23 protein-coding genes, 1 tRNA gene and 1 pseudogene are annotated in these 23,355 nt (G+C 71.1%); 16 read left to right on the top strand and 9 right to left on the bottom strand.

What is annotated here, in order from left to right:
- Positions 1-30 precede the first annotated feature (30 nt).
- Positions 31-477, top strand: a complete 447-nt coding sequence (locus FK530_RS18225) for a carboxymuconolactone decarboxylase family protein (protein WP_231706692.1) — start codon at positions 31-33, stop codon at positions 475-477.
- Here FK530_RS18225 and FK530_RS18220 read toward each other — a convergent pair.
- Positions 425-1,135 (bottom strand): phosphatase PAP2 family protein, encoded by a 711-nt coding sequence (locus FK530_RS18220; RefSeq protein ID WP_158645140.1) that lies wholly within the window; start codon positions 1,133-1,135, stop codon positions 425-427. The genes FK530_RS18225 and FK530_RS18220 overlap by 53 nt on opposite strands.
- 94 nt (positions 1,136-1,229) lie before the next feature.
- Here FK530_RS18220 and FK530_RS18215 point away from each other — a divergent pair, with 94 nt between their 5' ends.
- The gene (locus FK530_RS18215) at positions 1,230-1,928 is read left to right on the top strand and encodes a hypothetical protein (protein WP_231706691.1); all 699 of its coding nucleotides are present in this window, start codon (positions 1,230-1,232) and stop codon (positions 1,926-1,928) included.
- 241 nt (positions 1,929-2,169) lie between these two features.
- On the opposite strand, the gene exaC is transcribed toward FK530_RS18215, so the two are convergent.
- The 3 genes from exaC to FK530_RS18200 form a co-directional block, all read right to left on the bottom strand.
- Entirely contained in the window at positions 2,170-3,693 is a 1,524-nt protein-coding gene (gene exaC, locus FK530_RS18210) for an acetaldehyde dehydrogenase ExaC (protein WP_146488400.1), read from the bottom strand.
- A 99-nt stretch (positions 3,694-3,792) separates the two neighbouring features.
- On the bottom strand, positions 3,793-5,025 hold the full coding sequence (locus FK530_RS18205) for a helix-turn-helix domain-containing protein (protein ID WP_146488399.1): 1,233 nt from the start codon (positions 5,023-5,025) through the stop codon (positions 3,793-3,795).
- 31 nt (positions 5,026-5,056) lie between these two features.
- The gene (locus tag FK530_RS18200) at positions 5,057-7,084 is read right to left on the bottom strand and encodes a CocE/NonD family hydrolase (RefSeq protein ID WP_146488398.1); all 2,028 of its coding nucleotides are present in this window, start codon (positions 7,082-7,084) and stop codon (positions 5,057-5,059) included.
- A gap of 200 nt (positions 7,085-7,284) precedes the next feature.
- On the opposite strand from FK530_RS18200, the gene FK530_RS18195 reads away from it, so the two are divergent.
- The 3 genes from FK530_RS18195 (at position 7,285) to FK530_RS18185 (ending at position 8,845) form a co-directional block, all read left to right on the top strand.
- Positions 7,285-7,725 (top strand): DUF6918 family protein, encoded by a 441-nt coding sequence (locus FK530_RS18195; RefSeq protein ID WP_068526034.1) that lies wholly within the window; start codon positions 7,285-7,287, stop codon positions 7,723-7,725.
- A 2-nt stretch (positions 7,726-7,727) separates the two neighbouring features.
- Entirely contained in the window at positions 7,728-8,120 is a 393-nt protein-coding gene (locus FK530_RS18190; protein ID WP_146488397.1) for a RidA family protein, read from the top strand.
- Positions 8,121-8,230: 110 nt separating this feature from the next.
- A complete protein-coding gene (locus FK530_RS18185; protein WP_231706690.1) occupies positions 8,231-8,845 on the top strand; it encodes a putative glycolipid-binding domain-containing protein in 615 nt (204 codons plus the stop codon).
- Positions 8,846-8,858: 13 nt separating this feature from the next.
- Here the strand turns inward: FK530_RS18185 and FK530_RS18180 are convergent, their stop codons facing one another.
- The gene (locus FK530_RS18180; protein ID WP_146488474.1) at positions 8,859-9,821 is read right to left on the bottom strand and encodes a prephenate dehydrogenase; all 963 of its coding nucleotides are present in this window, start codon (positions 9,819-9,821) and stop codon (positions 8,859-8,861) included.
- A gap of 85 nt (positions 9,822-9,906) precedes the next feature.
- Here FK530_RS18180 and FK530_RS18175 point away from each other — a divergent pair, with 85 nt between their 5' ends.
- The 3 genes from FK530_RS18175 to FK530_RS18165 all read left to right on the top strand — a co-directional run bounded on the left by FK530_RS18175 (position 9,907) and on the right by FK530_RS18165 (position 11,026).
- The gene (locus FK530_RS18175; protein WP_146488396.1) at positions 9,907-10,425 is read left to right on the top strand and encodes a tRNA adenosine deaminase-associated protein; all 519 of its coding nucleotides are present in this window, start codon (positions 9,907-9,909) and stop codon (positions 10,423-10,425) included.
- On the top strand, positions 10,425-10,889 hold the full coding sequence (locus FK530_RS18170) for a nucleoside deaminase (RefSeq protein ID WP_146488395.1): 465 nt from the start codon (positions 10,425-10,427) through the stop codon (positions 10,887-10,889). Before FK530_RS18175 ends, FK530_RS18170 begins: the two co-directional genes overlap by 1 nt.
- A gap of 46 nt (positions 10,890-10,935) precedes the next feature.
- Positions 10,936-11,026, top strand: a tRNA-Ser gene (locus FK530_RS18165).
- Between the two features lie 88 nt (positions 11,027-11,114).
- Here FK530_RS18165 and FK530_RS18160 read toward each other — a convergent pair.
- Complete coding sequence (locus FK530_RS18160) at positions 11,115-11,795, bottom strand: DUF2306 domain-containing protein (RefSeq protein ID WP_146488394.1); 681 nt, start codon at positions 11,793-11,795, stop codon at positions 11,115-11,117.
- A 112-nt stretch (positions 11,796-11,907) separates the two neighbouring features.
- Here FK530_RS18160 and FK530_RS18155 point away from each other — a divergent pair, with 112 nt between their 5' ends.
- Positions 11,908-12,744, top strand: coding sequence for an arylamine N-acetyltransferase family protein (locus FK530_RS18155; RefSeq protein ID WP_146488393.1), 837 nt, complete (start codon positions 11,908-11,910; stop codon positions 12,742-12,744).
- Here the strand turns inward: FK530_RS18155 and FK530_RS18150 are convergent.
- Positions 12,731-13,126 carry a hypothetical protein gene (locus tag FK530_RS18150; protein ID WP_146488392.1) on the bottom strand — a complete coding sequence of 132 codons (396 nt, stop codon included), beginning with the start codon at positions 13,124-13,126 and terminating at the stop codon, positions 12,731-12,733. The two genes, FK530_RS18155 and FK530_RS18150, sit on opposite strands and share 14 nt — an antisense overlap.
- Here FK530_RS18150 and FK530_RS18145 point away from each other — a divergent pair.
- From FK530_RS18145 to FK530_RS18130, 4 genes and pseudogenes are all read left to right on the top strand, one after another.
- A pseudogene (locus FK530_RS18145) lies at positions 13,117-15,564 on the top strand (MMPL family transporter); the annotation flags it as partial. The gene FK530_RS18150 and the pseudogene FK530_RS18145 sit on opposite strands and share 10 nt — an antisense overlap.
- Positions 15,565-16,143: 579 nt before the next feature.
- Positions 16,144-17,412, top strand: a complete 1,269-nt coding sequence (gene tgt, locus FK530_RS18140) for a tRNA guanosine(34) transglycosylase Tgt (RefSeq protein ID WP_410468452.1) — start codon at positions 16,144-16,146, stop codon at positions 17,410-17,412.
- A gap of 96 nt (positions 17,413-17,508) precedes the next feature.
- On the top strand, positions 17,509-18,498 hold the full coding sequence (locus FK530_RS18135) for a GlxA family transcriptional regulator (RefSeq protein ID WP_146488391.1): 990 nt from the start codon (positions 17,509-17,511) through the stop codon (positions 18,496-18,498).
- 58 nt (positions 18,499-18,556) lie between these two features.
- Positions 18,557-18,769, top strand: a complete 213-nt coding sequence (locus tag FK530_RS18130) for a hypothetical protein (RefSeq protein WP_146488390.1) — start codon at positions 18,557-18,559, stop codon at positions 18,767-18,769.
- On the opposite strand, the gene gluQRS is transcribed toward FK530_RS18130, so the two are convergent.
- On the bottom strand, positions 18,766-19,617 hold the full coding sequence (gene gluQRS / locus FK530_RS18125) for a tRNA glutamyl-Q(34) synthetase GluQRS (RefSeq protein WP_146488389.1): 852 nt from the start codon (positions 19,615-19,617) through the stop codon (positions 18,766-18,768). The genes FK530_RS18130 and gluQRS overlap by 4 nt on opposite strands.
- Positions 19,618-19,626: 9 nt before the next feature.
- On the bottom strand, positions 19,627-20,577 hold the full coding sequence (locus FK530_RS18120) for a helix-turn-helix transcriptional regulator (protein ID WP_146488388.1): 951 nt from the start codon (positions 20,575-20,577) through the stop codon (positions 19,627-19,629).
- A gap of 62 nt (positions 20,578-20,639) precedes the next feature.
- On the opposite strand from FK530_RS18120, the gene FK530_RS18115 reads away from it, so the two are divergent.
- The 3 genes from FK530_RS18115 to FK530_RS18105 are packed head-to-tail and all read left to right on the top strand — an operon-like array spanning position 20,640 to position 23,345.
- A complete protein-coding gene (locus FK530_RS18115; protein WP_146488387.1) occupies positions 20,640-21,170 on the top strand; it encodes a DinB family protein in 531 nt (176 codons plus the stop codon).
- A 58-nt stretch (positions 21,171-21,228) separates the two neighbouring features.
- Positions 21,229-22,257 carry an ATP-dependent DNA ligase gene (locus tag FK530_RS18110; protein ID WP_166443311.1) on the top strand — a complete coding sequence of 343 codons (1,029 nt, stop codon included), beginning with the start codon at positions 21,229-21,231 and terminating at the stop codon, positions 22,255-22,257.
- Entirely contained in the window at positions 22,254-23,345 is a 1,092-nt protein-coding gene (locus tag FK530_RS18105; protein WP_410468450.1) for a DNA polymerase domain-containing protein, read from the top strand. Before FK530_RS18110 ends, FK530_RS18105 begins: the two co-directional genes overlap by 4 nt.
- Positions 23,346-23,355 lie beyond the last annotated feature (10 nt).

The raw sequence follows: 23,355 nt of genomic DNA, 5'->3' as shown, positions 1-23,355 counted from the left end.
GCGGTCGTCCGGGCCGGGTTACCGTCAGTCGTGAGGCTTGCGAACGACGAGCCGCGGACGGAGGGGCGCGTGCCCGAGCAGTACGACATCGACAGCGAAGCGGCGATCGAGCGGCGCGAGGCCGGTCTCGAGGTGCTGGCCGGCATCGACGGCGAGGACGCCCGCACCGTGATCGACGGCCTGGCGGAGGTGAGCCCCGCGCTCGCGCACCACATCGCGGCGTGGGGTTTCGGGGAGATCTACGCGCGGCCCGGTCTGGACCCGCGCAGCCGACAGCTGGTGACGCTGGGCATCCTCACCGCGCTGGGCACGGATCCGCAACTGCGCGTGCACATCAACACCTCGCTCAACGTGGGGATCACGCGCGAGGAGATCACCGAGATCTTCCTGCACTCCGCGCTCTACGCGGGCTTTCCCCGGGCGATCAACGCGACGCTGGTCGCGCGGGACGTGTTCGCGGAACGCGACCGCGGCTGACCAGATCCGCGATCCGTCGGTCGCCGCGCGCCCAGGAGTCGGGTGGCAGCAGCGCCAGGCCCACCGCCAGCCCGGCGAGGCCGACCGCGAAGCCCGCCGCGGTGTCCGAGAACCAGTGCACGCCGAGGTAGAGGCGGCTCGCCGCGACCGCGCCGATGACGACCGCGGGAACGAACAGGGCGAGCAGACGCCGTCGCGCCGACCACCCGGCGGTGACCGCCACCGTCGCCGCGAGGAGCAGCGCGGTCGTGCCGGTGACGTGGCCGGACGGGAAGCCGTAATCCGTCTCGTTGACCAGGTGATCGACGACCGGGGGACGCTGCCGAGCGAAGACGTACTTCAGTGCCAGGGTCGCCGCCGAGGCGAACGCCGTCGAGCTGAGCACGAAGAGCGCGGCGGAGGCGGACCGTCGCCACGCCAGGAGCGCCGCCGCCACGAGCCCGAGGGCGATCGTGCCGCCGGGTGAGAAGACGTCCGTGAGCAGGGTCATCACGGACGTGGCGGCGGCGTCGCGATGCTCGACCATCTCCTCCAGCACCTCGCCGTCGGCGTCGGTGACCGGCTTCCAGCCGACGAGCAGACCGAGGACGACGACGCCGACGAGGAGCGCGGCCGCGGCGGCGAGCAGGGCCCGGCCGCGGCCGGTGAGGGAGTTCATCCGACCAGAATGCCCGCGCGAAAGTCGTTCGGGCAACCCAAGACCGGGTAAAGCGCACCTCATGACCGGGTGCTCACGGGGTAGCGTGGGCACCGTGAGGAAGCGACTGAGGCGGGCGCGCGCCGCGCGGCTGCAGAGCGACACGCTGTACGCGGACGTCTCGGAATGGCAGCCGCCGCTGCCCGAGAAGTACCCGTACCGGTGGGTCGCCATTCGCTCCAACGACGGCACCTACCGCGACCGTCGGTTCGCCGAGAACTGGGACACGGTGCGGCGCATGCTCGACGACGGGCGCCTGGTCGGCGCGATCGTCTACGCCGTGGTGCGGCCGAACTGGGAGGAGAGCCTCGCCGTGCACGTGGAGATGCAAGGCGAGGATCGCGCCGACGTGGTGACGATGGCGGACGCGGAATCCTGGGGCGGGCAGATCGTCGGCGACCACTCGGACGCCTTCAACGGCTTCACCCGGGGCGCCTCCGAGTGGCGCGGCGGCGGCGCCGACCCTCGCCCCACCCGCTGCATCGGCTACCTCAACCCCAACGACATCGGGATCTGGCCGACCCTCCCCGAGATGCCCTTCGTCGTGCCCTCGTACGGCGCACTGCCCGACTTCTCGCGCGCGCCGGAGCTGGGGCGTCGCTTCGCGATCCACCAGTACACCGACGGCAGCGGCTACGGCAACGGGCTGCCCGAGGGCTACGGCCGCGTGCGGTGCGACATGAACGCCGCCAACGGACTCGATCCGTGGCAGTTGGGGGACCTGCTCGGCACCACCACCATTCCGGTGGACTGATTCACTCGTACACCGTGTCGGGCAGCGTGGGCATGCGAGCGTTCGTGGCGCGACTCGGCGAGAACGGTGTTCGCGGCGGGACGATCTGCGATGCCGTCGTCGGGGTCACTGCCGCCCACGCCGAGGTGCCGCTGTTGACGCGCGACCGCCGGGCGGGAACGCCCGGACACGCGAGCGGCGCCGCCCCCGGATCGGGAACGGCGCCGCGGACACCCTCACCAGGTGCGGTCCGGGGACGGGATCAGAAGAAGCCCTGCGCGCCCGGCGCGTACGAGACCAGCAGGTTCTTGGTCTGCTGGTAGTGATCGAGCATCATCTTGTGGTTCTCACGGCCGATGCCCGAGTCCTTGTAACCGCCGAACGCCGCGTGCGCGGGGTACTGGTGGTAGGTGTTCGTCCACACGCGGCCCGCCTGGATGTCGCGGCCCGCACGGTAGGCGACGTCGCCGTTGCGCGACCAGACGCCGGCGCCGAGGCCGTAGCGGGTGTCGTTGGCGATCTCCATCGCGTTGTCGTAACCGTCGAAGGACGTCACTGCGAGGACCGGGCCGAAGATCTCCTCCTGGAAGATCCGCATGCTGTTGTCGCCCGAGAAGATCGTGGGCTGCATGTAGTAGCCGCCGGACAGGTCGCCGCCCAGGTCGGCCGCCTCGCCGCCGGTGACCAGCGTCGCGCCCTCGTTCTTGCCGATGTCGATGTAGGAGAGGATCTTCTCCAGCTGCTCCTTCGACGCCTGCGCGCCGATCATCGTGTCGGTGTCCAGCGGATCGCCCTGGATGATCGACTTGGTTCGGATGGAACCGAGCTCGAGGAACTCGTCGAAGATCGGCTTCTCCAGCAGGGCGCGCGACGGGCAGGTGCACACCTCGCCCTGGTTCAGCGCGAACATCGTGAAGCCCTCGAGGGCCTTGTCCTGGTAGTCGTCGTTCGCGGCCATGACGTCCTTGAAGAAGACGTTCGGGCTCTTGCCGCCCAGCTCCAGGGTGACCGGGATCAGGTTGTCGGCGGCGTAGCCGGCGATCAGCTTGCCCGTCGTGGTTTCACCCGTGAAGGCGATCTTGCGGATGCGCTTCGACGAGGCGAGCGGCTTGCCCGCTTCGAGGCCGAAGCCGTTGACGATGTTCACCACGCCCGGGGGCAGCAGGTCGCCGATGAGCGAGAACAGGTAGAGCACCGAGACCGGGGTCTGCTCGGCGGGCTTGAGCACGATCGCGTTGCCCGCGGCCAGCGCCGGCGCCAGCTTCCAGACGGCCATCAGGATCGGGAAGTTCCAGGGGATGATCTGGCCGACGACGCCCAGCGGCTCGTGGAAGTGATAGGCGACGGTGTTCTCGTCGATCTCCGAGAGCGAGCCCTCCTGCGCGCGCAGGCACGAGGCGAAGTAGCGGAAGTGGTCGATCGCCAGCGGGATGTCGGCGTTGAGGGTCTCGCGGACCGGCTTGCCGTTCTCCCAGGACTCGGCGACCGCGATGGCCTCGAGATTGGTCTCCATCCGGTCGGCCATCTTGTTCAGGATGTTCGCGCGGACCGTAGGGGAGGTCTTGCCCCAGGCGGGGGCCGCGGCGTGGGCGGCGTCGAGCGCCAGCTCGATGTCCTCCGCGGTGGACCGGGCCACCTCGCAGAAGGTCTGCCCCGTCACGGGCGACGGGTTCTCGAAGTACTGGCCCTTGACCGGCGCGACCCACTCGCCGCCGATCAGGTTGTCGTAGCGGGACTGGTAGCTCATGAGCGAGCCGGCCGCGCCGGGACGTGCGTAAACGGTCATGGAGGACCTCCAGAGAGTGCGTGATGTCAGTCACAGTCCACCGTACGCAGTGACCGTTGCAACACCGTTGCAGTCGGTTGCATCCCCGATCGGGGCAGGTCAGGCCAGGTCGATGGCGATCGCCGCGAGCCGGCCGTCGGCTTCTGCGCGCGCCCGCGCGTCGCCGTGGGCGCGCAGCACCCGCCAGCCGTGCTCGTCGTCGCGGGCGTCCGGCAGGTCGAGCCACCGGCGCAGGAGACCCAGGTCCCGGCTCGCCATGACGGCCGACCGCAGGCTCTCGGCGAGCTCGGTGCGCAGGCGCGCGACGCCGGGCGCCGCCGAGTTGGGCAGCAGAGGGCCGCGGTAGACGGCGAGCGCGTCCGCGACGCGGCCGGCCCGGATGGCGCGCGCGGCGTCGTCCGCATCGGAGTCCAGCGAGCCCAGCAAGCGGTACGGGCGCGAGCCCAGGAGATCGGCGCCGACCGTCTTGCGCAGCCGGGAGACCTCCGCGCGGACCGTGACCACGTCGAGGTCCCGCTCGTCGAGCAGTAGGGCCAGGTGATCGGCGGTCAGGCCCTCCGGATGCCGGGCCAGCAGCGCCAGGATGTCCGCGTGCCGGCCCGTGAGCGGCACGTCGCGGCCGTCCTTCTCCAGCACCGGCCGGCCGCCCAGCAGCCGCAGCCGCGGCGAGGCGGCCGGGGTGGGCGGGGCGAGTCGGAGGATCGCCAGCTGTCCCTCGACGGCCAACGCCGCGGCGCGCACCAGGGCCAGGGCGTGCGGCGAGGCCACCTCGGGGCCGCCGGTCACGTCGAGCACGCCGATCGGTGCCCGGGTCACCGGATCGTGGACGGGGACCGCCGTGCAGTTCCAGCGATGCGCCCGCCGGGCGAAGTGCTCCGACCCGGCGATCTGCACCTCGGTGTCGAGCGCCAGCGCGGTCCCCGGGGCGTTGGTCCCCGCGGCCGTCTCGCTCCAGTTCGCACCCGGGATGAAATTCATCGCGGCGGCCCGGCGGACGGCGGCACCGTCGCCCTCCACCCAGAGCAGGGTCCCGTCGCGATCGCCCACGGCCACCATCGCGCCGGCGGAATCGTCGACGAGGAGCCGCCGGATCACGGGCAGCACGCCGGACAGGGGACTGCGGGCGCGCAGGGCGTCGAGCGCACCGTCGCCCGACGGCGCCTCCCCGTCCGGGTTCACGCCCACGGCGCGGCTGCGCTGCCAGCTCTCGGCGATGAGGTGGCGCAGCTGCGATGCGCGCAGCGCGGACTCGTCGACCGCACCGTCGACGAACATGCTGTGCAGCCGCGCGGCCGCACCGGCGGACGCGACGGCTCGGGAACCGGTCACCATCGTGGAGACGACGATAGCCCGGAACGGGCGGTCACCAGCCCGGATCGCCCACGATCTGCAGGCTCACATAGGAGGGGTGCTCGGGGCTCAGTAGCACGGTCTGCTTGCCGAACCGGGTCTTCACCAGGTCCGGGACCGTCGCCAGGTAGCGGGGGACGCTGCCGGCGTAGACGTCGATGCGCAGCCGGTGGCCCTCGTCGAGCAGCGCATCGGTGGGCACCACGTCGACGTCGAGTTCGATGATCTCGCCCGGCACCACCCGCTGCTTGGCGGACCAGGTGAGCGGATGGCACGCGCTCAACAGCTCACCGTCGACGTCGAAGGTGCTGCGGGCGGGGTCGACGGCCCGGTTCGAGGCCAGCAGCGCGCCGCCGGAGAGGACCGTCGAGGTGCCGTCCGGCGCCACGTCGTTGACGGTCACGGTCCAGATCGCCTCCTCGCCCTCGCACTGCGTCACGAGGTGCACGTTGATCGCGCCGCTCAGCTGCACCGGGACGGCCGCGGGCGGCGAGGTGAAGGAGATCGCTCCGCGCTCCTGGAGTTGCGCGTTCTCGCACGCCGGGACGGCCTTCGTCAGGCCCGCCAAGACCATCGTCAGGTCGGGGGAGGCGAGGCCGCGCAGGTCGATCCGGGTGGACGCCGACGCGCGCCGTCGCGCCGGGAAGGTGGCGAGGCCACCGTCGTACCTGGTGTGCCCGGCCGTGCCCGACGGGTCCGGCGTCGCGTACAGCCGCTGCGTCCGGGCCCCGGGCCGGGGGAAGGCCTCGCCCGCGGTCCAGCCGCCGCCCTGCTGCTCCAGGGTGACGGGGCCGTACCGGTCGACGCCGTTGTCGATGTTCTTGAGCCAGCGGTCGTACCAGGCGCGCTCGAGCACGTCGATCCGCGGCGGCGCCTGGGTGCCCCCGAAGCCGGCGCCCATGTCGAAGTGATAGCCGTTCGTGATGACCATCTGCTTCCGGCCCGGGGGCAGGTTCAGGCGCTGGTAGGTGCGGGGCGTGCTGCGGCCGAAGAGGTCGTGCCAGCCGCCGAACAGGAAGGTGGGCGCGGTGATCGCGTCGATCTTCGCGTGCCGCTCGGTGAAGTACGGATTGTCGTTCACCCGCGGGTCACGGCCGGTGAGGACGCCGGAGACCACCGACGAGATCTCCGTCGCGGGCGAGACCAGCCGGCTGTGCAGCCAGCGGAAGACGTTGCCGTTGACGGTGTCGCGCAGCAGCGTGCGGGGGTTGTACAGCCACTTCAGGGCGTTCACGGCGCCGAGCCACAGCGGGATGAACACCGACGGGAGGCCGCCCGTGATGTAGATGTCCCGGACGATGTCCTCGCTGCCCTCGATCGCGAAGACCGCGCCGAGGCCCTCGGGCGCGTGCCCCGCGGCCTGCAGCGAGTTGATCGCGGAGTACGACCAGCCGCCCATGCCGAGCTTCCCGTCGCACCAATCCTGCGAGCGGGCCCAGCGCAACACCTCGACGGAGTCCTGCTGCTCGCGCGGGCCGAGGATCTGCCACACGCCGTGCGAGGTGCCGGTGCCGCGGACATCGACGATCACCTGCACGTATCCGCTGCGCACCAGGCGGCGGTTGATGCCGAAACCCTGCAGCAGGCCGCCCGAGAAGTCGACGGTGCCGCCCGTGAGCGCCTTCGAGGCGTTGGTCAGTGCCGGCCCGACGAACGCGGCATGGGTGGTCTCGTCGATCGCGTCGACGACCATCCGGTTGTAGGGGTTGAGGTTGAGGATCGCGGGGTAGGGCCGCTCGACGGGCACCCCGTCGAGCTCGGCCGGCCGCACGACGGTGGCCCGCAGCACCACCCCGTCGGACATGCGGATGTCGACGTTGCGGTCGATGTGCACCCGGGGATAGGTGAGCCGACCGTCGACGGCGTCGCGCCAGGCGAGGGCGTCGGCGCCGCCGGTGGGATCGCCGAGGGGCAGCGTGTGGTCGACGCGCGAGTGGTGCCGGCCGCCCGACGGGGCGGGCAGCGAGGGGCTGCGGTCCCAGAGCGGGATGCGCACGCCGGACAGCCGTGCGTTCGCTCTGCCGGATCGGCTGGTCACCATTGCAACCCCTTCCTTCAACCGTCAACCTAGAGCACGAGTGACGAACCTCACAAACCGCGGTGCCCGTTGTTGCAGATCCGATGCAGAACAGTTGCATTCCCGGCGGCTCTCGATCAGTGCGGATTCAGCACTCCGCACGCCGCCGGAAGGCCCGATAAGCTCGATCTCGCAATCGACCGTGCATGATTCGGAGGTACCCCATGTCGCTCACCACCACACTTCTCGACCCCGCGCGCCAGCCGGCCGTCGTCGCCGACTTCGCGTCGGTCGTCGAAGCCGAGGTGGGGGACAAGAGCGGGCTGTCCGGCACCGTCATCAAGACCGCGTACTCCGCGGTCAAGAAGGTCTCGCCGAACGTCATCGAGTCGGCGCTGACCAAGCTGCTGCCCGACTTCGCCGCCGCGCTCGACCCGTTCTGGACCGAGTTCCAGGCCCAGGGCCCCGGTGACTTCGGCCAGTTCCTCGCGGCCCGCGGCGACGCCGTCGGCGACGCGCTGCTCGCGGTCACCGACAAGAAGGCCGAGTCGACCAGCCAGCCGGCGCTGCGCAAGGCCTACTCGAGCCTGCGCGGCAAGGCCAAGGAGAACGTGGTCGCGGCGCTGCCCCGCGTCGGCGCAGCCGTGCAGAAGAACGCCGCCTGATCATGGGCAAGGTGCAGCTCCACGGCTCGGACCAGCTGACCACCGCGGTCGAGCACGCGTACAGCGCGACGGTGCCCGCGGGCGCCACCCTGCACGTCGCCGGTGTGGCGCCCCTCGATCAGGGCGGCACGACGCAGGCCCCGGGCGACGTCCAGGGCCAGGTCCGCGCGGCCGTCGCGAACCTGCGGGTGATCCTGGGCGAGCAGGGCGCGGAGCTGTCCGATGTCGCGCGCCTGACGGTCTTCGTCGCCGAGCACCTGCAGGTGGACCTGCAGGTCGCCGCGGAGACGCTGGCCGAGGTCTTCGTGGACCTGCCGCCGGTGTCGATCGTCGGCGTCAGTCGACTCCGGTACGACGACCAGGTGGTCGAGCTCGAGGCCGTCGCGGCCCTGTAACCGCGGTGCCGGCGTTCGCTCGGATGTGAGCGCCGGCACAGCGACGGCGGCCGGCGAGTGGTGGCCACAGGGGTTCGTTCGCACCGGATGCGAGGAGTTACCGTAGGGGCGTGAGTACCCCTTCATCCGCAGACGCAGTGGCCACCGTGATCACCGGCGCGAGCTGGCCCAGGATCCTCACCTGGCGTTCCGAGGACGGGAATCTCCTCGAGTCCGTCCGCGTGCAGCTCACCGGCGACCGGATCAAGGCCTACGGCCGCATCATCGCGGCACCGTCGTCCGACGGCCCGGCCTTCAACGCCTCGTACGACCTGGTCACCGACGACGAGGGCGTCACCAAGCGGCTCTCCGTGCACGCGCTCACCGCGGCCGGCGAGTCGCAGGTGACGATCGCGCGCGACGGCGAGAACCACTGGCTGGTGCAGGGCGCGCAGGGCTCGGAGCGGGGATTCTTCTCCGGCGCGCTGAGCGTCGACGTGCTCAAGTCCGCGTTCTTCAACGCGCTCACCATCCGCCGGTTCGACCTGCAGAGTCACCCGGAGGAGATCGACGTGCCCGTCGTGTACGTCGACCTGCCGAGCCTCGCGGTGAAGGAGACGGTCATCAACTACGACGGTGCCGCCGACGGCATCACCGTGATCTCCCCGATCAGCAGCTCCAAGGTCTCTGTCGACGCCGACGGCTTCATCGTCGACTACCCGGGCCTGTCGCGCCGCGTCGAGTAGGTCTCGCGCAGCGTCAGGGGAGGGCGGTGATCACGCCCCCGGAGTGACCGGCCTCCCGCAGCGCCCGCTGCCATCCCGTCCCGTCGAGAACCGGGGTGAACGGGGTGCGGCGGGCGTTCTCGTACCGCCGGCGCGCCGCGTAGCCGCGCGCGGTGATCTCGCCGACGGTGCCCTTCGCGGCGAGCTCGGCGCGCGCGGCGATGAGCTCCGCGATGGTGTCGTCCAGCGCGTCGAGCAGCGCCTCCGCGTTCGCCTCGCACATCGCGTTCACCAGTGACGGAGCCGTGCCGGCCACCCGCGTGACGTCGCGGAAACTGCTCGCGGCCAGCGAGAGGGCCAGCTGCTTCGCGGGCGGGTCGAGCTCCGCGGTGATTGCGACGGCCTCGGCCACGACGTGGACCGAGTGCGAGATCCGCGCGACGGCCGCGTCGTGCTCGGTGGATCCGGCGGGCACGACCACCGCGCCGCAGTCGAGCCCGACGGTCGCGGCCAGGCGCCATGCCTCCGCCGGCGTCTCGTCGTCGGCGGTGACCACCCAGGTCGCCCCGTCGAACAGCCCGGCGTCGGTGGCCTCCCAGCCGGAATGGGCGGTCCCCGCCATCGGATGCCCGCCGGCGTACCGCCCGGTCAGTCCGGCAGCGGCGACCCGTCGGGCGACGTCGCCCTTGACGCTCACCGCGTCGGTCAGCCAGGCGTTCGGGGCGTGCTCGGCGACGGCGGCGAGCACGCCGTCGAGCGCGGGGACCGGTACCGCGACGATGATGACGTGCCCGCCCTCGTCGGCGCGGCGCAGCGTCGCGGCCAGGTCCGTCGAGGCGTCGAAGCCCGCGGCCCCGGCGTCGTCGACGGCGGCGGCCGAGCGGTTCCATCCGTACGCCGGCCGACCGGCGCGGGCGAGCGCGCGGAGGATCGAGCCGCCGATCAGGCCGAGGCCGAGGACGCACACGGGAACGCCGGAATGAGGAGCACGCTGCACGGACACCCCGACAGCGTTTCACAACGGCGTGAGGAAGCCGTATGAGACGTGTCGCGGACGCGCGTTTACGGATACGGTTTCACCCATGGCCGCAGAGACCTCGCCGGAGCGCTACGACGACACCGACGGCTACGCCGTGGCCGTGACCCGTGAGGAGACCACCTGGACGGTGCACCTCCTCGACCCCGGTGCGCTGGGCAGTATCGCCAAAGCCGAGCAGGCACTCAAAGCGCTGCGCGCGACGGGAGCCGTGTTCGGCCTGCTCAACGTGGACGACGAGTACTTCGTCATCGTTCGTCCCGGCCCGTCGGGTACCCGGCTGCTGCTCTCCGACGCGACGGCGGCCGTCTTCGACGAGCTCGCCGTCCAAGCACTCGATCGGCTCAACGTCGAGGTGCCGGACATCGACCCCGAGGAGATCGAGGACACCGATCCGTGGCCCGAGGGCGACCTCGGCATCCTCGGCGACCTCGGCCTGGGCGAACAGGAGCTCAGCGTCCTGCTCGCCGACCCGGACCTCTACCCCGACGAGCAGCTGCAGGTGATCGCCGAGCGGCTGCAGTTCGACGGGGAGCTGGGCGCGATCCTCGATACCTTGGGTTGATGGCCTTTCTGGACCCCGAACGCGCGTCGATGTCGTTCGCGCTGGAGGCCGCGCGCCTCGCGGGACCGGCCGACGTGCCCGTCGGCGCGGCGGTGCTCTCCCCCAGTGGTTCCGTGATCGCGATGGCCGGCAATCGCAGGGAGGCGCTGGGTGACCCCACCGCGCACGCCGAGATCCTCGCGATCCGGGAGGCAGCCACACGGTTCGGCGACGGCTGGCGGCTCGAGGGTTGCACCCTGGCCGTCACCCTGGAGCCCTGCGCGATGTGCGCCGGCGCGCTGGTCTCGGCCCGTATCGCGCACCTCGTCTTCGGCGCCTTCGAGCCGAAGACGGGCGCGGTCGGGTCCGTGTGGGACGTGGTGCGCGATCCCCGCGTCACGCATCGCGTGACGGTGCGCGGCGGCGTCCGGGAGGCGGAATGCGCGGTGCTGCTCACCGACTTCTTCTCCCCGCACCGCTCCTGACCTGGCGATTTAACGCCTGAGTCGTCTTCCGGTAAAGTTTCGCGACGGTGGCGTGTCCGAGCGGCCGAAGGTGCAGCACTCGAAATGCTGTGTGCGGTAACCCCGTACCGAGGGTTCAAATCCCTCCGCCACCGCCACGGTTGAGCCGGGATGTCAGATCGCTGACATCCCGGCTCAGTCCATTTCCGGCCCTGGTTCTGCGGTACTCGTCGCCGATCCGATCCTTCAGGCATCGGCCTGAGCGGCGCCCGCGCCGGAGACTCCCAGGTCGCGCGACGAGCGCGCCGCAGGGGGCGACGTGCGTGCGCGAGCCGGGCGTACCGGTCGCCGCAGCCACCACTCGCAGAAGCCGAGCGCGATCAGCCAGCTCGGCCAGGCGACGATCGCGGGCCCCCACGCGTCCATGAACGACTCCGGCACCCCGGCGGCGTCGAGCACGAGGAAGGCCACCGGGCCCAGGATCCGATTGATGATCACCGAGTACATGAGCGCGGCGCTGCGCAGCATCCAGCGCCGGTGCGAGGTCACGTCGCGGCCGACGATGGCGCGGACGCCGAGCGCTGTGAACAGCAGCATGAGCGAGCCGAGCGTCACGTTGGACGCCGCGTTCACCGGCCCGAACGGAGTCACCGTGCCGATCGCGATGGCCGCGAGCCCGACGGGCAGCGCGCACGCGACGTAGATCCGGCCGGCGATCCAGTGGTACTTCGCGAACCAGCGACGGCCCAGCTGCACCAGTCCCGCGAGCATCGCGACGGACCCGAGCAGGATGTGCCCGACGAGCAGCCCGTAGTACCAGTCGGGCTGATCGTCGAGCGGGACGCGGCTGCCGCCCGTGAGGTAGGGAGGGAGGGAGTAGGCGAGGAAGACGAGCACCAGCAGGGCGCCCACCAGCAGTTTCTTCATGCGCGAAACGCTAGGGACGTGACGTGCGGGCCGGGATCACCCGCGCGGGTGGACCTGCGTAGTCCGCACGGGTGAGGCACCATGGATCGGGGGGATCCTTCGAGGAGGGACGATGAACGCCGACGGTGCCTGGGGCGCGCCCGATCTCGACCTTCCGCGCTACCTGCGCAGGGTCGGACTGCACGGGGCGCCGCCGCCGGACCTCGACGGGCTGTCGGCCCTGATCCGCGCCCACGCGACCACGCTGCCCTGGGAGAACTTCGACGCCGTGCGCGGCGTTCCGGGCGAGCTCACCATCGACGCCCTGCAGCGCCGCATGATCGACGGTCGCCGCGGCTACGGATGCACCGGCCACGTCCCGCTGCTCGCCGCGGTGCTGGAGCGCACGGGTTTCCGGTTCGGCGCCGCCTCGGGCCGGGTCCTCGTCGACGGACGACCGTCCGCGAGCACGCACGCACTGCTCGTCGTCGAGGTCGACGGTGCGCCGCACCTCGCGGAGGTCGGTTTCGGGGCGGTCCCGACGGCGCCGCTGCGCCTGGAGAGCGGGCTCGAGCAGGACGCCGACGGCTGGCGCTATCGGCTCACCGCGTCGACCGTCGGCTTCGGCGAGGAGTGGCAGCTCGACTTCCTCGACCCCAGCTCGGCGCAGTGGCGCCCGCAGTACCGGTTCGCGCTCGCCGACCGCACCTGGTCGGACCTGCGGATGACCAACTTCTACGTCGCGACCTCGCCGCACTCGCCCTTCCGCGGCCGGATCATGGCCGTCGTGAACCGGCCCGGCGCGCGGCATGTCCTCACCCGCGATGCGGTGATCACCACCCGCCCCGACGGCTGCAAGGAGTCCGTGCCGTACGCGGTGGCGGACCGTCGGGCGATCCTCGCCGAGACCTTCGCGCTCGACCTGCCCGAGGACGAGGCCGCCGCGCTCGCGGCCGTCAGTGGGAGCTGAAGAAGCCGATCGCCTTGTCGCCGCTGTCGCAGCGCGCGAGCATGCCCGGGGTCTGCGGGAAGGTGCAGTTCCAGCCGTCGACGGTGACGGGCTGCGCCATCGCGATCTTGGGGCTGAAGCCGTTGGCGACGCGCATCGCCTCGGCGCAGTCGACCTTCACGGTGCCCAGGGCGTGCACGTAGAGGGCCCCGTCGGGGCCGCGGGTCTGCCCGCACATCTCGGCGCGGTTCTCGGCCATCGTCGTCGTGGCCGACGGTGCGCCCGACGGCGCGGGGGCCGAGGCGGGATCGGACGAACTGCCGCAGCCCGCGAGGATCAGGCCGCACACTGTTGCAGTTGCGACAGCTGTGACAGGCGTTGCGAAGTGCTGAAATGCGGTCATGTCCTGCACGGTACCCGCCCGCCGGTGATGGACCTCACAAAACTGCCGGTCAGCGACATTATTGCGGGCGGCAACGATCGGTACACTCGAACTCGACCCGCATCGCGCAGCCCGTCGCGCCTCGACGACTCGGAGTGACTCGCATGGCACTGTTCCTGTACCGGCTGGGGAGGTTCGCCTACCTCAATCGCTTCAAAGTCATCGCGGCATGGCTGTTGATCTTCGTCGGCATGCTCGCCGGCGGCGCGCTCCTGAGCAAGCCCACCGTCGACAACTTCTCGCTGCCGGGCCTCCCGTCGGCCAAGGCGACGGACATCGTGTCCCAGAACTTCGGCGACAGCGGCGGCGACCCGTTCACCACCGCGTCGGCGACCATCGTCTTCCACGCCAAGGAGGGCAAGCTCACCGATCCGGCCGCCGCGGCGGGCATCGACCGGACGATCGCCGATCTCAAGAACCTCACCAAGGACGAGGACGGCCGCAAGGTCTCCGTGGTCCAGGACCCGGAGCTGCTGCACAACCCGACGGGCAAGCTGGATCCGGCGTCGCTCACCCCGGATCAGCGCTCGAAGCTCGAGGCGGTCACCGAGCAGGGCAAGACCATCGCGTCGACCAAGACGCAGGCGCAGAAGGACGCCGACGCGACGGCCACCTCGTCGGTGAGCCCCGACGGCAAGACCGCCAAGATCACGGTGGACTTCGTCGGCAAGGTCACCGACCTGCCGAAGGAACTGTCGGACGACATCACGAAGGCCCGCGAGGCCGGCGAGGCCGCGTCGAACGGCACGCTGCAGATCGAGGCCGACGGTTCCGCCGCTCGCGGCAATCCCGACATGGGCATGACCAGCGAGATCATCGGCATGATCGTCGCCGCGATCGTCCTGATCATCACCTTCGCCTCGCTCGTCGCCTGGGGCCTGCCGCTGATCAACGCGATCATCGCGGTCCCCGTCGCCATCGGCGGCGTCATGATCGCCACCCACTTCATCGAGCTCGGCACGTTCCCGACGGTCCTCACCTCGATGATCGGCCTGGCCGTCACCATCGACTACGCGCTGTTCATCGTCTCGCGGTACCGCCACGAACTGCGGCGCCTCGGCGCCACCACGAAGGAGCAGCGGGCCGAGGCCGCGGGTATCGCCGTCGGCACCGCCGGCACCGCCGTGATCTTCGCGGGCCTGACGGTGATCATCGCGCTCGCCGCCCTCGCGTTCATCGGCATGGACTTCCTCGGCCAGATGGGCGTCGCCGCCGCGTGGGGCGTCTTCATCGCCGTCATCGTGGCGCTGACGCTGCTCCCCGCCTTCCTGGGCCTCTTCGGCTCCAAGGTCTTCGCCGGCCGCGTCAAGGGCCTGCACCCGCCGGACACGGACCAGGGCGAGGGACGCGTCGCCAACGGTCTGCGCTGGGCCAACCTCGTCAAGAAGGTCCCCGTCGTCACCCTGGTCGCGGGCGTCGCGGTGCTGGGCATCCTGGCGATCCCGATGAAGGACATGAAGACCGCGCTGCCCGGCTCGGGCATGAGCGAGAAGAGCACTTCGGAGCGTCAGGCCTACGACCTGATCGCCGACGGCTGGGGCAAGGGCGCCAACGGCACCCTCCTGGTCGCGCTCGACGGTGCCGGGGCCCAGCCGAATCAGCGTCTCGCCGCGTACAAGCAGATCGTCGACCAGCTCAACAGCAACGAGGCCGTGGCGCCGCTGATCGCGAACGCGCAGCTCGCGCAGTTGGCGCAGGACAACAAGGCCGCCACCGTGATCGTGACGCCCAAGTCCGGGCCCAACGACGAGGACACCCAGAAGCTGGTGACCAAGCTCCGCACCATGGTCAACGGCGATTCCGGGACGATGGCCCGGCTCGGCGTCGACCTGGGCGTCGCGGGCAGCACCGCGATCGAGATGGACATCTCGGACAAGCTCGGTGACGCCCTGTGGATCTACCTCGGGATCGTGGTGGGCTTGGCGTTCCTGCTGCTGCTCCTCGCGTTCCGCTCGATCCTGGTGCCGCTCACCGCGGTCCTGGGCTTCCTCCTGTCGGTGGTCGCGACCTTCGGTGTGACGTCGGCGATCTTCACCGACGGCGCCCTGGGCCTCATCGACAACACGCAGCCGCTGGTGTCCTTCCTGCCGATCTTCCTGATCGGCATCGTCTTCGGTCTCGCGATGGACTACCAGGTCTTCCTCGTCTCGCGCATGCGCGAGGAGTTCGTGCACACCGGGGACGCGACCCAGTCCGTGGTGACCGGCGTGCAGTACGGCGCCCGCGTGGTGACCGCCGCGGCGATCATCATGATCTCGGTGTTCGCCTCGTTCATCCTCAACGAGCAGGTGTTCATCAAGGAGATCGGTTTCGGGCTCGCCGCCGCCGTGCTGCTCGACGCCTTCGTGGTGCGCATGGTGATCATCCCCTCGGTGATGACGCTGCTCGGCAAGTGGGCGTGGTGGCTGCCGAAGTGGCTCGACAAGATCCTGCCGAACGTCGACATCGAGGGCGAGGCGCTCGTCTCGCAGCTCGGCCGCGCCGACACGAGTGCGGACACCGCCGCGATCCCCGCGCAGGTCACGGCGGAGATCCCGGTGGCCACCGCGCCACTGGTCGCCGCGGGCCCGACGGACGTGCACGCCCGCGGTGCCGCGCGCGTGCAGACGGCCGGCGTGAACGGCCACGTCAACGGCGTCGCCAACGGATCCGAGCGGCCCACGGCCGCCCCGACCGCGCCCGTGCCGCTGGCGCCGGTGGGCGAGGACGAGCACGTCACCGCACCGAGCCCGGCGCAGGCCGACACGGAGCAGGTGGAGGCCGGGTCCGTCGCACCGGACACGGGCGAGTACCCGGTCGCACGGCCCGGCGTGCCGCGCCCGGATCACGTCGAGACCGGGCCGATCCGCCCGCGCGATCGCACCCGGGACGAGATCGCCCAGCTGCGCGAGCAGAACAAGGCGATCGCGGCGGAGCTCAGCGCGCTGCGGTCCGACTACCGCTCGATGGCGAGCCGCACCCGGCTGCAGAGCGAGCACATCAGCGACCCCACCCGCTTCGAGATCGAGGGTCGCCTCGACGGGCCCGACGGTCCGCTCGGGCGCGCCGGCCGGCTGCTCACGCCGCACGGCGAGATGCTCACGCCCGCCTTCATCCCCGTCGGTACGAAGGCGACCGTGAAGACGGTGCTGCCCGAGGCGGTCTCGGATCTGGGTGCGCAGGCGGTGCTCGCGAACGCCTACCACTTGTACCTGCAGCCCGGCCCGGAGATCGTCGAGCAGGCCGGCGGCCTCGCCGCGTTCATGAACTGGGACGGCCCCACCTTCACCGATTCCGGTGGCTTCCAGGTGATGTCGCTCGGCTCGGGCTTCAAGAAGGTCATCGATATGACGGGCGGCGAGGAGCTGCAGGGCGACGACGCCATCGCCGAGGGCAAGGACCGGCTCTCCCGCGTCGACGACGACGGCGTGACCTTCCGCAGCCATCTCGACGGCACGGAGCACCGGTTCACGCCGGAGGTGTCGATGCAGATCCAGCACCAGCTGGGCGCCGACGTCATCTTCGCCTTCGACGAGCTGACCACGCTGCACAATTCCCGTGCGTACCAGGTGGAGTCGCTGGAGCGCACCCGCCTGTGGGCGCGCCGCTGCCTCTCGGAGCACAACTGGCTCACCGCGCAGCGGCACGACGCGATCTCACTGTGGGGCGTCGTGCAGGGCGCGCAGTACGAGGATCTGCGGCGCAAGGCGGCCAGGGACCTGCGGGCGCTGAGCGAGGAGGACCGGCTCTCCGGCGGCCTCGGCTTCGGCGGGTACGGCATCGGCGGTGCTCTGGAGAAGGCGAACCTGTCGACCATCGTGCGCTGGGTGAACCAGGAGCTCGAGGAGGACAAGCCCAAGCACCTGCTGGGCATCTCCGAGCCCGACGACATCTTCGCCGCGGTGGAGCAGGGCATCGACACCTTCGACTGCGTCTCCCCGTCGCGGGTGGCGCGCAACGGTGCGATCTACTCGCTCGACGGCCGCTACAACGTGACGAACTCGCGGTTCAAGACGGACTTCCGCCCGCTGGACCCGGAGACCGAGAACTTCACCTCGCAGTACACGCGCGCCTACATCCATCACCTCTTCAAGGCGAAGGAGAGCCTGGCGGCCACGCTCTGCACCATCCATAACGAGCAGTTCGTCGTCTCGCTGGTCGCGAAGATCCGCCAGTCGATGCTCGACGGCACGTACTGGGACTTCAAGGAGGAGTTCCTGGGTCGCTACTACAAGGGCACCCAGCAGCACCTCGCCAAGTCCGACTAGGCGCGGACGTCCGGTCACCGGTCCCCGTGCTCACGGGGACCGGTGATCGCGCATTCCGGGCTCGTGCGCCCCGGCCGCGCACCGTAGGATTCGGACATGGCCCACGTCGTCGCGTTGCCCGTCTGCGACGGGATGACGATGCTCGAGTACGGGACCGTGATCGAGGCGCTCGGCTTCGCGTGGAACGACCTGCCCTCCCTGGGCTACGACGTGCGCGGCTGCGGCCCGGCCGACGGGGTGCGCACGCTCGGCGGCGCGGTCCTGCGCCCGTCCTTCGGCCTCGACGAGATCGCCGGCGCCGACACGGTGATCGTCACCGCGGTCTCGGACCCGCGGATCGATGCGAACCCGGAGTGGCACGAGCCCCTGCGCGCCGCGGCGGCGAACGGAGCGCGGATCGTCTCGATCTGCACGGGCGCCTTCGCGCTCGCGGCGGCCGGCCTGCTCGACGGGCGGCGCGCCACTACCCACTGGCGCCGTGCGGGCCTGTTGCAGTTCCGCTTCCCGCGGGTGCACGTGACGCCCTCGGAGCTGTACATCCAGGACGGACCGGTACTCACCGGCGCGGGTTCCGCCGCCGGTCTCGACCTGTGCCTGCACCTGATCCGCAGCGACCACGGCGCGGGCACCGCCAACGAGGTCGCACGCCGCCTCGTCGTCGCGCCGCACCGCGACGGCGATCAATCGCAGTTCGTCAACATCGATACGCTGCGGCCCGATATGGACAAGCGCTTCGCCGACTTCCTCCAGGGCCTCGCACACGGTATCGGTGGCGTGAAGGGCCTCGACGACATGGCGGCCCGCGCCGGTGTCTCCCGCCGCACCCTGCATCGGCGGTTCCGGCAGTACACGGGCGTCGCGCCGCTCGAATGGCTGATGCGGCAACGGGTCTACCGCGCGATGCGACTCCTCGAGACGACTGACGATTCCGTCACCGTCATCACCGGACGCGCGGGTTTCGATGCGGAGGAAACGCTGCGCTACCACTTCAAGCGGCAGACGGGGCTCGCCCCCACGGCGTACCGCGACCGGTTCCGCGGCAGCGACGTCGGGCCGAGTGCGGCCCGGCCCGTGGCCGGATCTTGAGGAAATCCGGCACCGCACACCTGGGCGCCGACGGTGGCCCCCGCATAGCGTTGCGGCCATGAGGATTCAGCAGATGAGGAAGGTCTTCGGCGGCACCCGGGCGGCCCCGTCGACGACGAACGCGAGCCCGGGATGGATGCGGGAGTTCGCCTCCGGTATCGCGGCGGGCAACCTCGTCCGCCACGGAGCGGGCGTCCCCGGTGCGCACGGCGCGCGCACCTGCGAGCGGCCCCGGCTGGGACCGGCACCCGCGGGGCGGCACGCGCGTTAGAGCGGTAGCGTCCAGGGCTCTCGGGGCAGCCGAGCGGGATCGAAGTCATCGAGCATCTCCCGCGGGGTGCTGCCGCGCAGCCTCAGGCTCGCGGCGATCTCCGGGAGCACCACCGCCGGCCCGCCGCGCTCGGTCATCGTGACCGCGCCGTCGCGCTTGGCGAGCCGGACGCCGGTGGGGCCCAAGACCATCGGGACGTGAGCGTAGGTGGGTGGCGGGTGGCCCAGGAGCGTTCCCAGGTACGCCTGCCGCGGCGCGGAGGACAGGAGGTCGTCGCCGCGCACGACCTGGTCGACGCCCTGCGCGGCATCGTCGACCACCACGGCGAGGTTGTAGGCGTAGGTCCCGTCGCCCCGGCGGAGCACGAAATCGTCGACCGCGCCGGTGTACTCGCCGTGCAGCAGATCGGTCACCGTGAACTCGTCGACCGTCGCGCGCAGGCGCAGCGCCGCCGGGCGCTCGCGTCGCCGCGCCGCGCGCTCCTCGTCGGTCAGGTCGCGGCAGGTGCCCGGGTACGCGCCCTCCGGCGCATGTGGTGCCGACGGGGCGGAGAGGATCTCGCGGCGCGTGCAGTAGCACTCGTAGACGTCGAGCCGCGTCAGCGCGGCCGCGTACCCGGCGGTGCGGGCGGACTGCCGCACCACGGCGCCGTCCCAGTCCAGGCCGATCGCCGCCAGGTCCGCGAGCTGCCGGGCCTCCGCGCCTTCGGCCACCCGGTCGAGATCCTCGACGCGGAGCAGGAAGTCCCGCCCCGTCGACCGGGCGAAGAGCCAGGCGAGCAGCGCGGTGCGCAGGTTGCCCACGTGCAGGTCGCCCGACGGGCTCGGCGCGTACCGTCCAGCTGTCACCGGTCCAGCTTACGAGCGGACGCGCGCGAGGTTCCCGGCCCAGCGCGACAGGTGCGCCGTCAGCTCTGCCGGCTCCACGACGGTGACGTCCGCGTCGAGGACGGCGATCGCCATCGCGGGCCAGTCCAGCGAGTCGGCCTCCATCCGCACGACGGTGCCGTCCGGCACCTCCTCGAGGCGCGCGTACCGGCCGATGGCGGCCCGGACGTGGTCGATCGGGGCGGCCACGCGGAACTCGATGCGATGACCGGGCGCGCGCTGCCCGACGGCGGCACGGACGTAGGCGGCCGCATCCTCGGCCGGGAGCTCGCGCGGGCGGAACCGCACCCCCGTGCTCGACGGTCCGCTGATCCGGTCGAGCCGGAAGCTGCGCCAGTCGTGGCGGTACAGGTCGTAGGCCACGAGGTACCAGCGGCGGCCCAGGGGCACGAGGCGCAGAGGTTCGGCGAGGCGCTCCGTCACGGCACCGTCGGCCGCGGTGTAGCCGAACTCGATCCGCTCCTCGGCTCGGCAGGCCTCAGCGAGACCGGTCAGAACGCGCGGATCCACGGCCGGACCGCCGGTCAGGACGGCGGGCTGGGTGACGGCGCCCAGCGCCTCCACGCGTTTGCGCAGCCGTGGCGGCATGACGGCGGCGACCTTGCCCAGCGCGCGCACGGAGGTCTCGGCGATGCCGGTGATCCCGCCCTGCGCTGCGGTCTGCAGGCCGACCGCGATCGCCACCGCCTCCTCGTCGTCGAGGACCAGCGGCGGGAGGGCGGCGCCTGCGGCGAGCTGGTAGCCGCCGTCGACGCCGCGGGTCGCGGAGACGGGGTAGCCGAGGTCGCGCAGGCGCTCGATGTCGCGTCGCAGGGTGCGCACGGAGACCTCGAGCCGGTCCGCCAGTTCGGAGCCCGGCCAGTAGCGGTGGGTCTGCAGCAGGGACAGCAGCCGCAGGGTTCGGGAGCTCGTGTTCGCCATGATTTCCAGTGTGTTCTGCATTAAGGACAGAAACTGACACTAATACTTCCTAGGCTTGCAGCATGACCGAGACACAGAACATCTCCGCCGAGCGCAACGACATCCTCAGCTTCCTCGCCGAACGCCGGCATTTCCTGCGTTTCACCGCGCAGGGCCTGACCGACGAGCAGGCCAACACCCGCAGCACCGTCAGTGAGCTCACCGTGGGCGGCCTCATCAAGCACGTCACCGAGGTCGAGAAGGGCTGGCAGCAGTTCGCCCGCGGCGAAGGCCACGCGATGGACGAGATGGACTTCGAAAGCCTCACGCCCGAGCAGATCGCGGCCTTCGCGGACACCTTCCGCCTCACCGACGGCGAGACGATCGAGGGCGTGCTCGCGGAGCACGAGCGGGTCGCCGCCGTCACCGACGAGCTGGTCCGCACCCTGGATCTCGACACCTCGTACGAGTTGCCCGAGGCGCCGTGGCAGCCGCCGGGCGTGTTCTGGTCGGTGCGCCGCGTCTTCCTGCACATCGGCGGGGAGACGGCCCACCACAGCGGGCACGCCGACATCATCCGCGAGAGCATCGACGGCCAGAAGAGCATGGGCTAGCGGGATCGCCTCCTCGGGTCCGGTCCCGATGTCGGCCCCTGCGCCTACGATCGGACCCGTGGACCTCCCCGTGAACCCGCCGCTGGACCCGATGCTCGCCAAGGCCGCGAAGGCCGTGCCGGGCGAGGGCTACTCCCACGAGCCCAAATGGGACGGTTTCCGCGCCCTGATCTTCCGCGACGGCGACGAGGTCTTCATCGGCTCGCGCAGCGGTAAGGATCTGGGCCGGTACTTCCCCGAGGTCGTCGCCGCGGCCCGGGCCGAGCTACCGGAGCGCTGCGTGCTCGACGGGGAGATCGCGGTCGCGGTGCACCGCGAGGGCCGCAAGCGGCTCGACTGGGAATCGCTGTCGGCGCGGATCCACCCCGCGGAGTCCCGGATCACGAAGCTGTCCGAGGAGACACCGGCGATCTTCATCGGTTTCGACGCCGTCGCGATGGCCGACGTCGACCTCACCGGCAAGCCCTTCAGCGCGCGGCGCGAGGTCCTGGTCTCGGCGTACGCGGGCACGGGGACCTGCAGGATCAGTCGCGTCACCACCGACGCCGCGGCCGCCGCCGAGTGGTTCGAGCGGTTCGAGGGCGCGGGCCTCGACGGGGTGATCTCCAAGCGGATCGACGGGCACTACCTACCCGGCAAGCGCGAGATGATCAAGGTCAAGCACGCGCGCACCGCCGAGGCGGTGGTCATCGGCTACCGCCCGCACAAGTCGCAGCCCAACGCCGTCGGCTCGGTGCTCCTCGGTCTCTACCAGGACGGGCAGCTGCTGCCGATCGGAGGCATCGGCGCCTTCACCGCCGCCAAGCGCGAGGAGTACCTCCGGCTCCTGGAGCCCATGCGGACGGCCGACTCGGTGCAGGGCGAGCCCAACCGCTGGGCGACGCCGGAGAAGACGGGGGAGTGGGTGCCCGTGCGGCCCGAGCTCGTGGTCGAGTTCGACTACGACCAGATGGAGGGCATGCGCCTGCGGCACACCGCCAAGTTCAAGCGCTGGCGCCCCGACCGCGACCCGTCGAGCTGCGGTTACGAGCAGCTCGACGTCCCGGTCAACTACGACCTCGACGACGTGCTGCAGGAGGGCGAATGATGGCGAAGGCGCCCGCAGCGGAGGTGGTCGTCCCGGGGCCCGACGGGGACCGACCTGTCCGGGTGTCCAGCCCCGACCGGATCATCTACCCGGCGACCGACCTCACCCCCGAGGTCTCCAAACTCCAGGTGGCGCAGTACTTCGCCGCCGTCGGCGAGCCGTTGCTCGCCGCGATCGGCGACCGCCCGACCGCGTTGGAACGCTGGCCCGGCGGCGTGCACCCCGGCGGCCGGCTCGCGCAGGGCCCGCAGGACAAGGACGCCGACGGCTTCTACCAGAAGCGGATGATGAAGGGCGCCCCCGAGTACGCGCAGACGGTGCGCATCGCCTTTCCGTCCGGCCGCCCCGCCGACGAGCTGTGTCCCTCCGAGATCGCGATCCCCGTGTGGTGCGCGCAGATGGGCACCATCACCTTCCACCCCTGGCCGGTGCGCAGCGCCGACGTGGACCATCCGGACGAGCTGCGCATCGACCTCGATCCGCAGCCCGGCACCGACTTCCGCGACGCCGTCCGCGTCGCGGGGATCGCCCGGGAGTTGGCCGACGACCTCGGGCTGCGGGCCTACTGCAAGACCTCGGGTAACAGGGGCGTGCACGTCTTCATCCGCATCGCGCCGCGGTGGGACTTCGTGGACGTGCGGCACGCCGCCATCGCGTTCGGCAGGGAACTGGAGAAGCGCGATGACGGCGTGACCACCGCGTGGTGGAAGGAGGAGCGGGGTGAGCGGATCTTCGTGGACTACAACCAGAACAGCCGTGACCGCACCATCGCCTCCGCGTGGTCGCTGCGCGCAGTGCAGGGCGCCACCGTCTCCACGCCACTCACCTGGGATGCGCTGGCGGAGCTCAAGGACCCGCACGAACTCAACCTGTTCACGGTGCCCGAGCGCCTCGCGGGCGGGAACCCCTGGGCCGACATGGACGACGTCGCCCACGATCTGACGCCCCTGCTGGAGCTGTGGGAGCAGCACCCCGTCGAACTGAACTACCCGCCCGACTACCCGAAGATGCCCGGCGAGCCCCCACGCGTGCAACCCAGTAAGAAGGTCGCCGAGCACTGGGATGCCGAGGGCAATCGCATCGAGTAGCCGAGCGCGG

Source organism: Tsukamurella conjunctivitidis (assembly GCF_007858475.1).
GTDB classification, from domain to species: Bacteria; Actinomycetota; Actinomycetes; order Mycobacteriales; family Mycobacteriaceae; genus Tsukamurella; species Tsukamurella conjunctivitidis.
The sequence above is the reverse complement of the archived record's forward strand: the minus strand, read 5'-3'. Positions and strand labels throughout refer to the sequence as shown.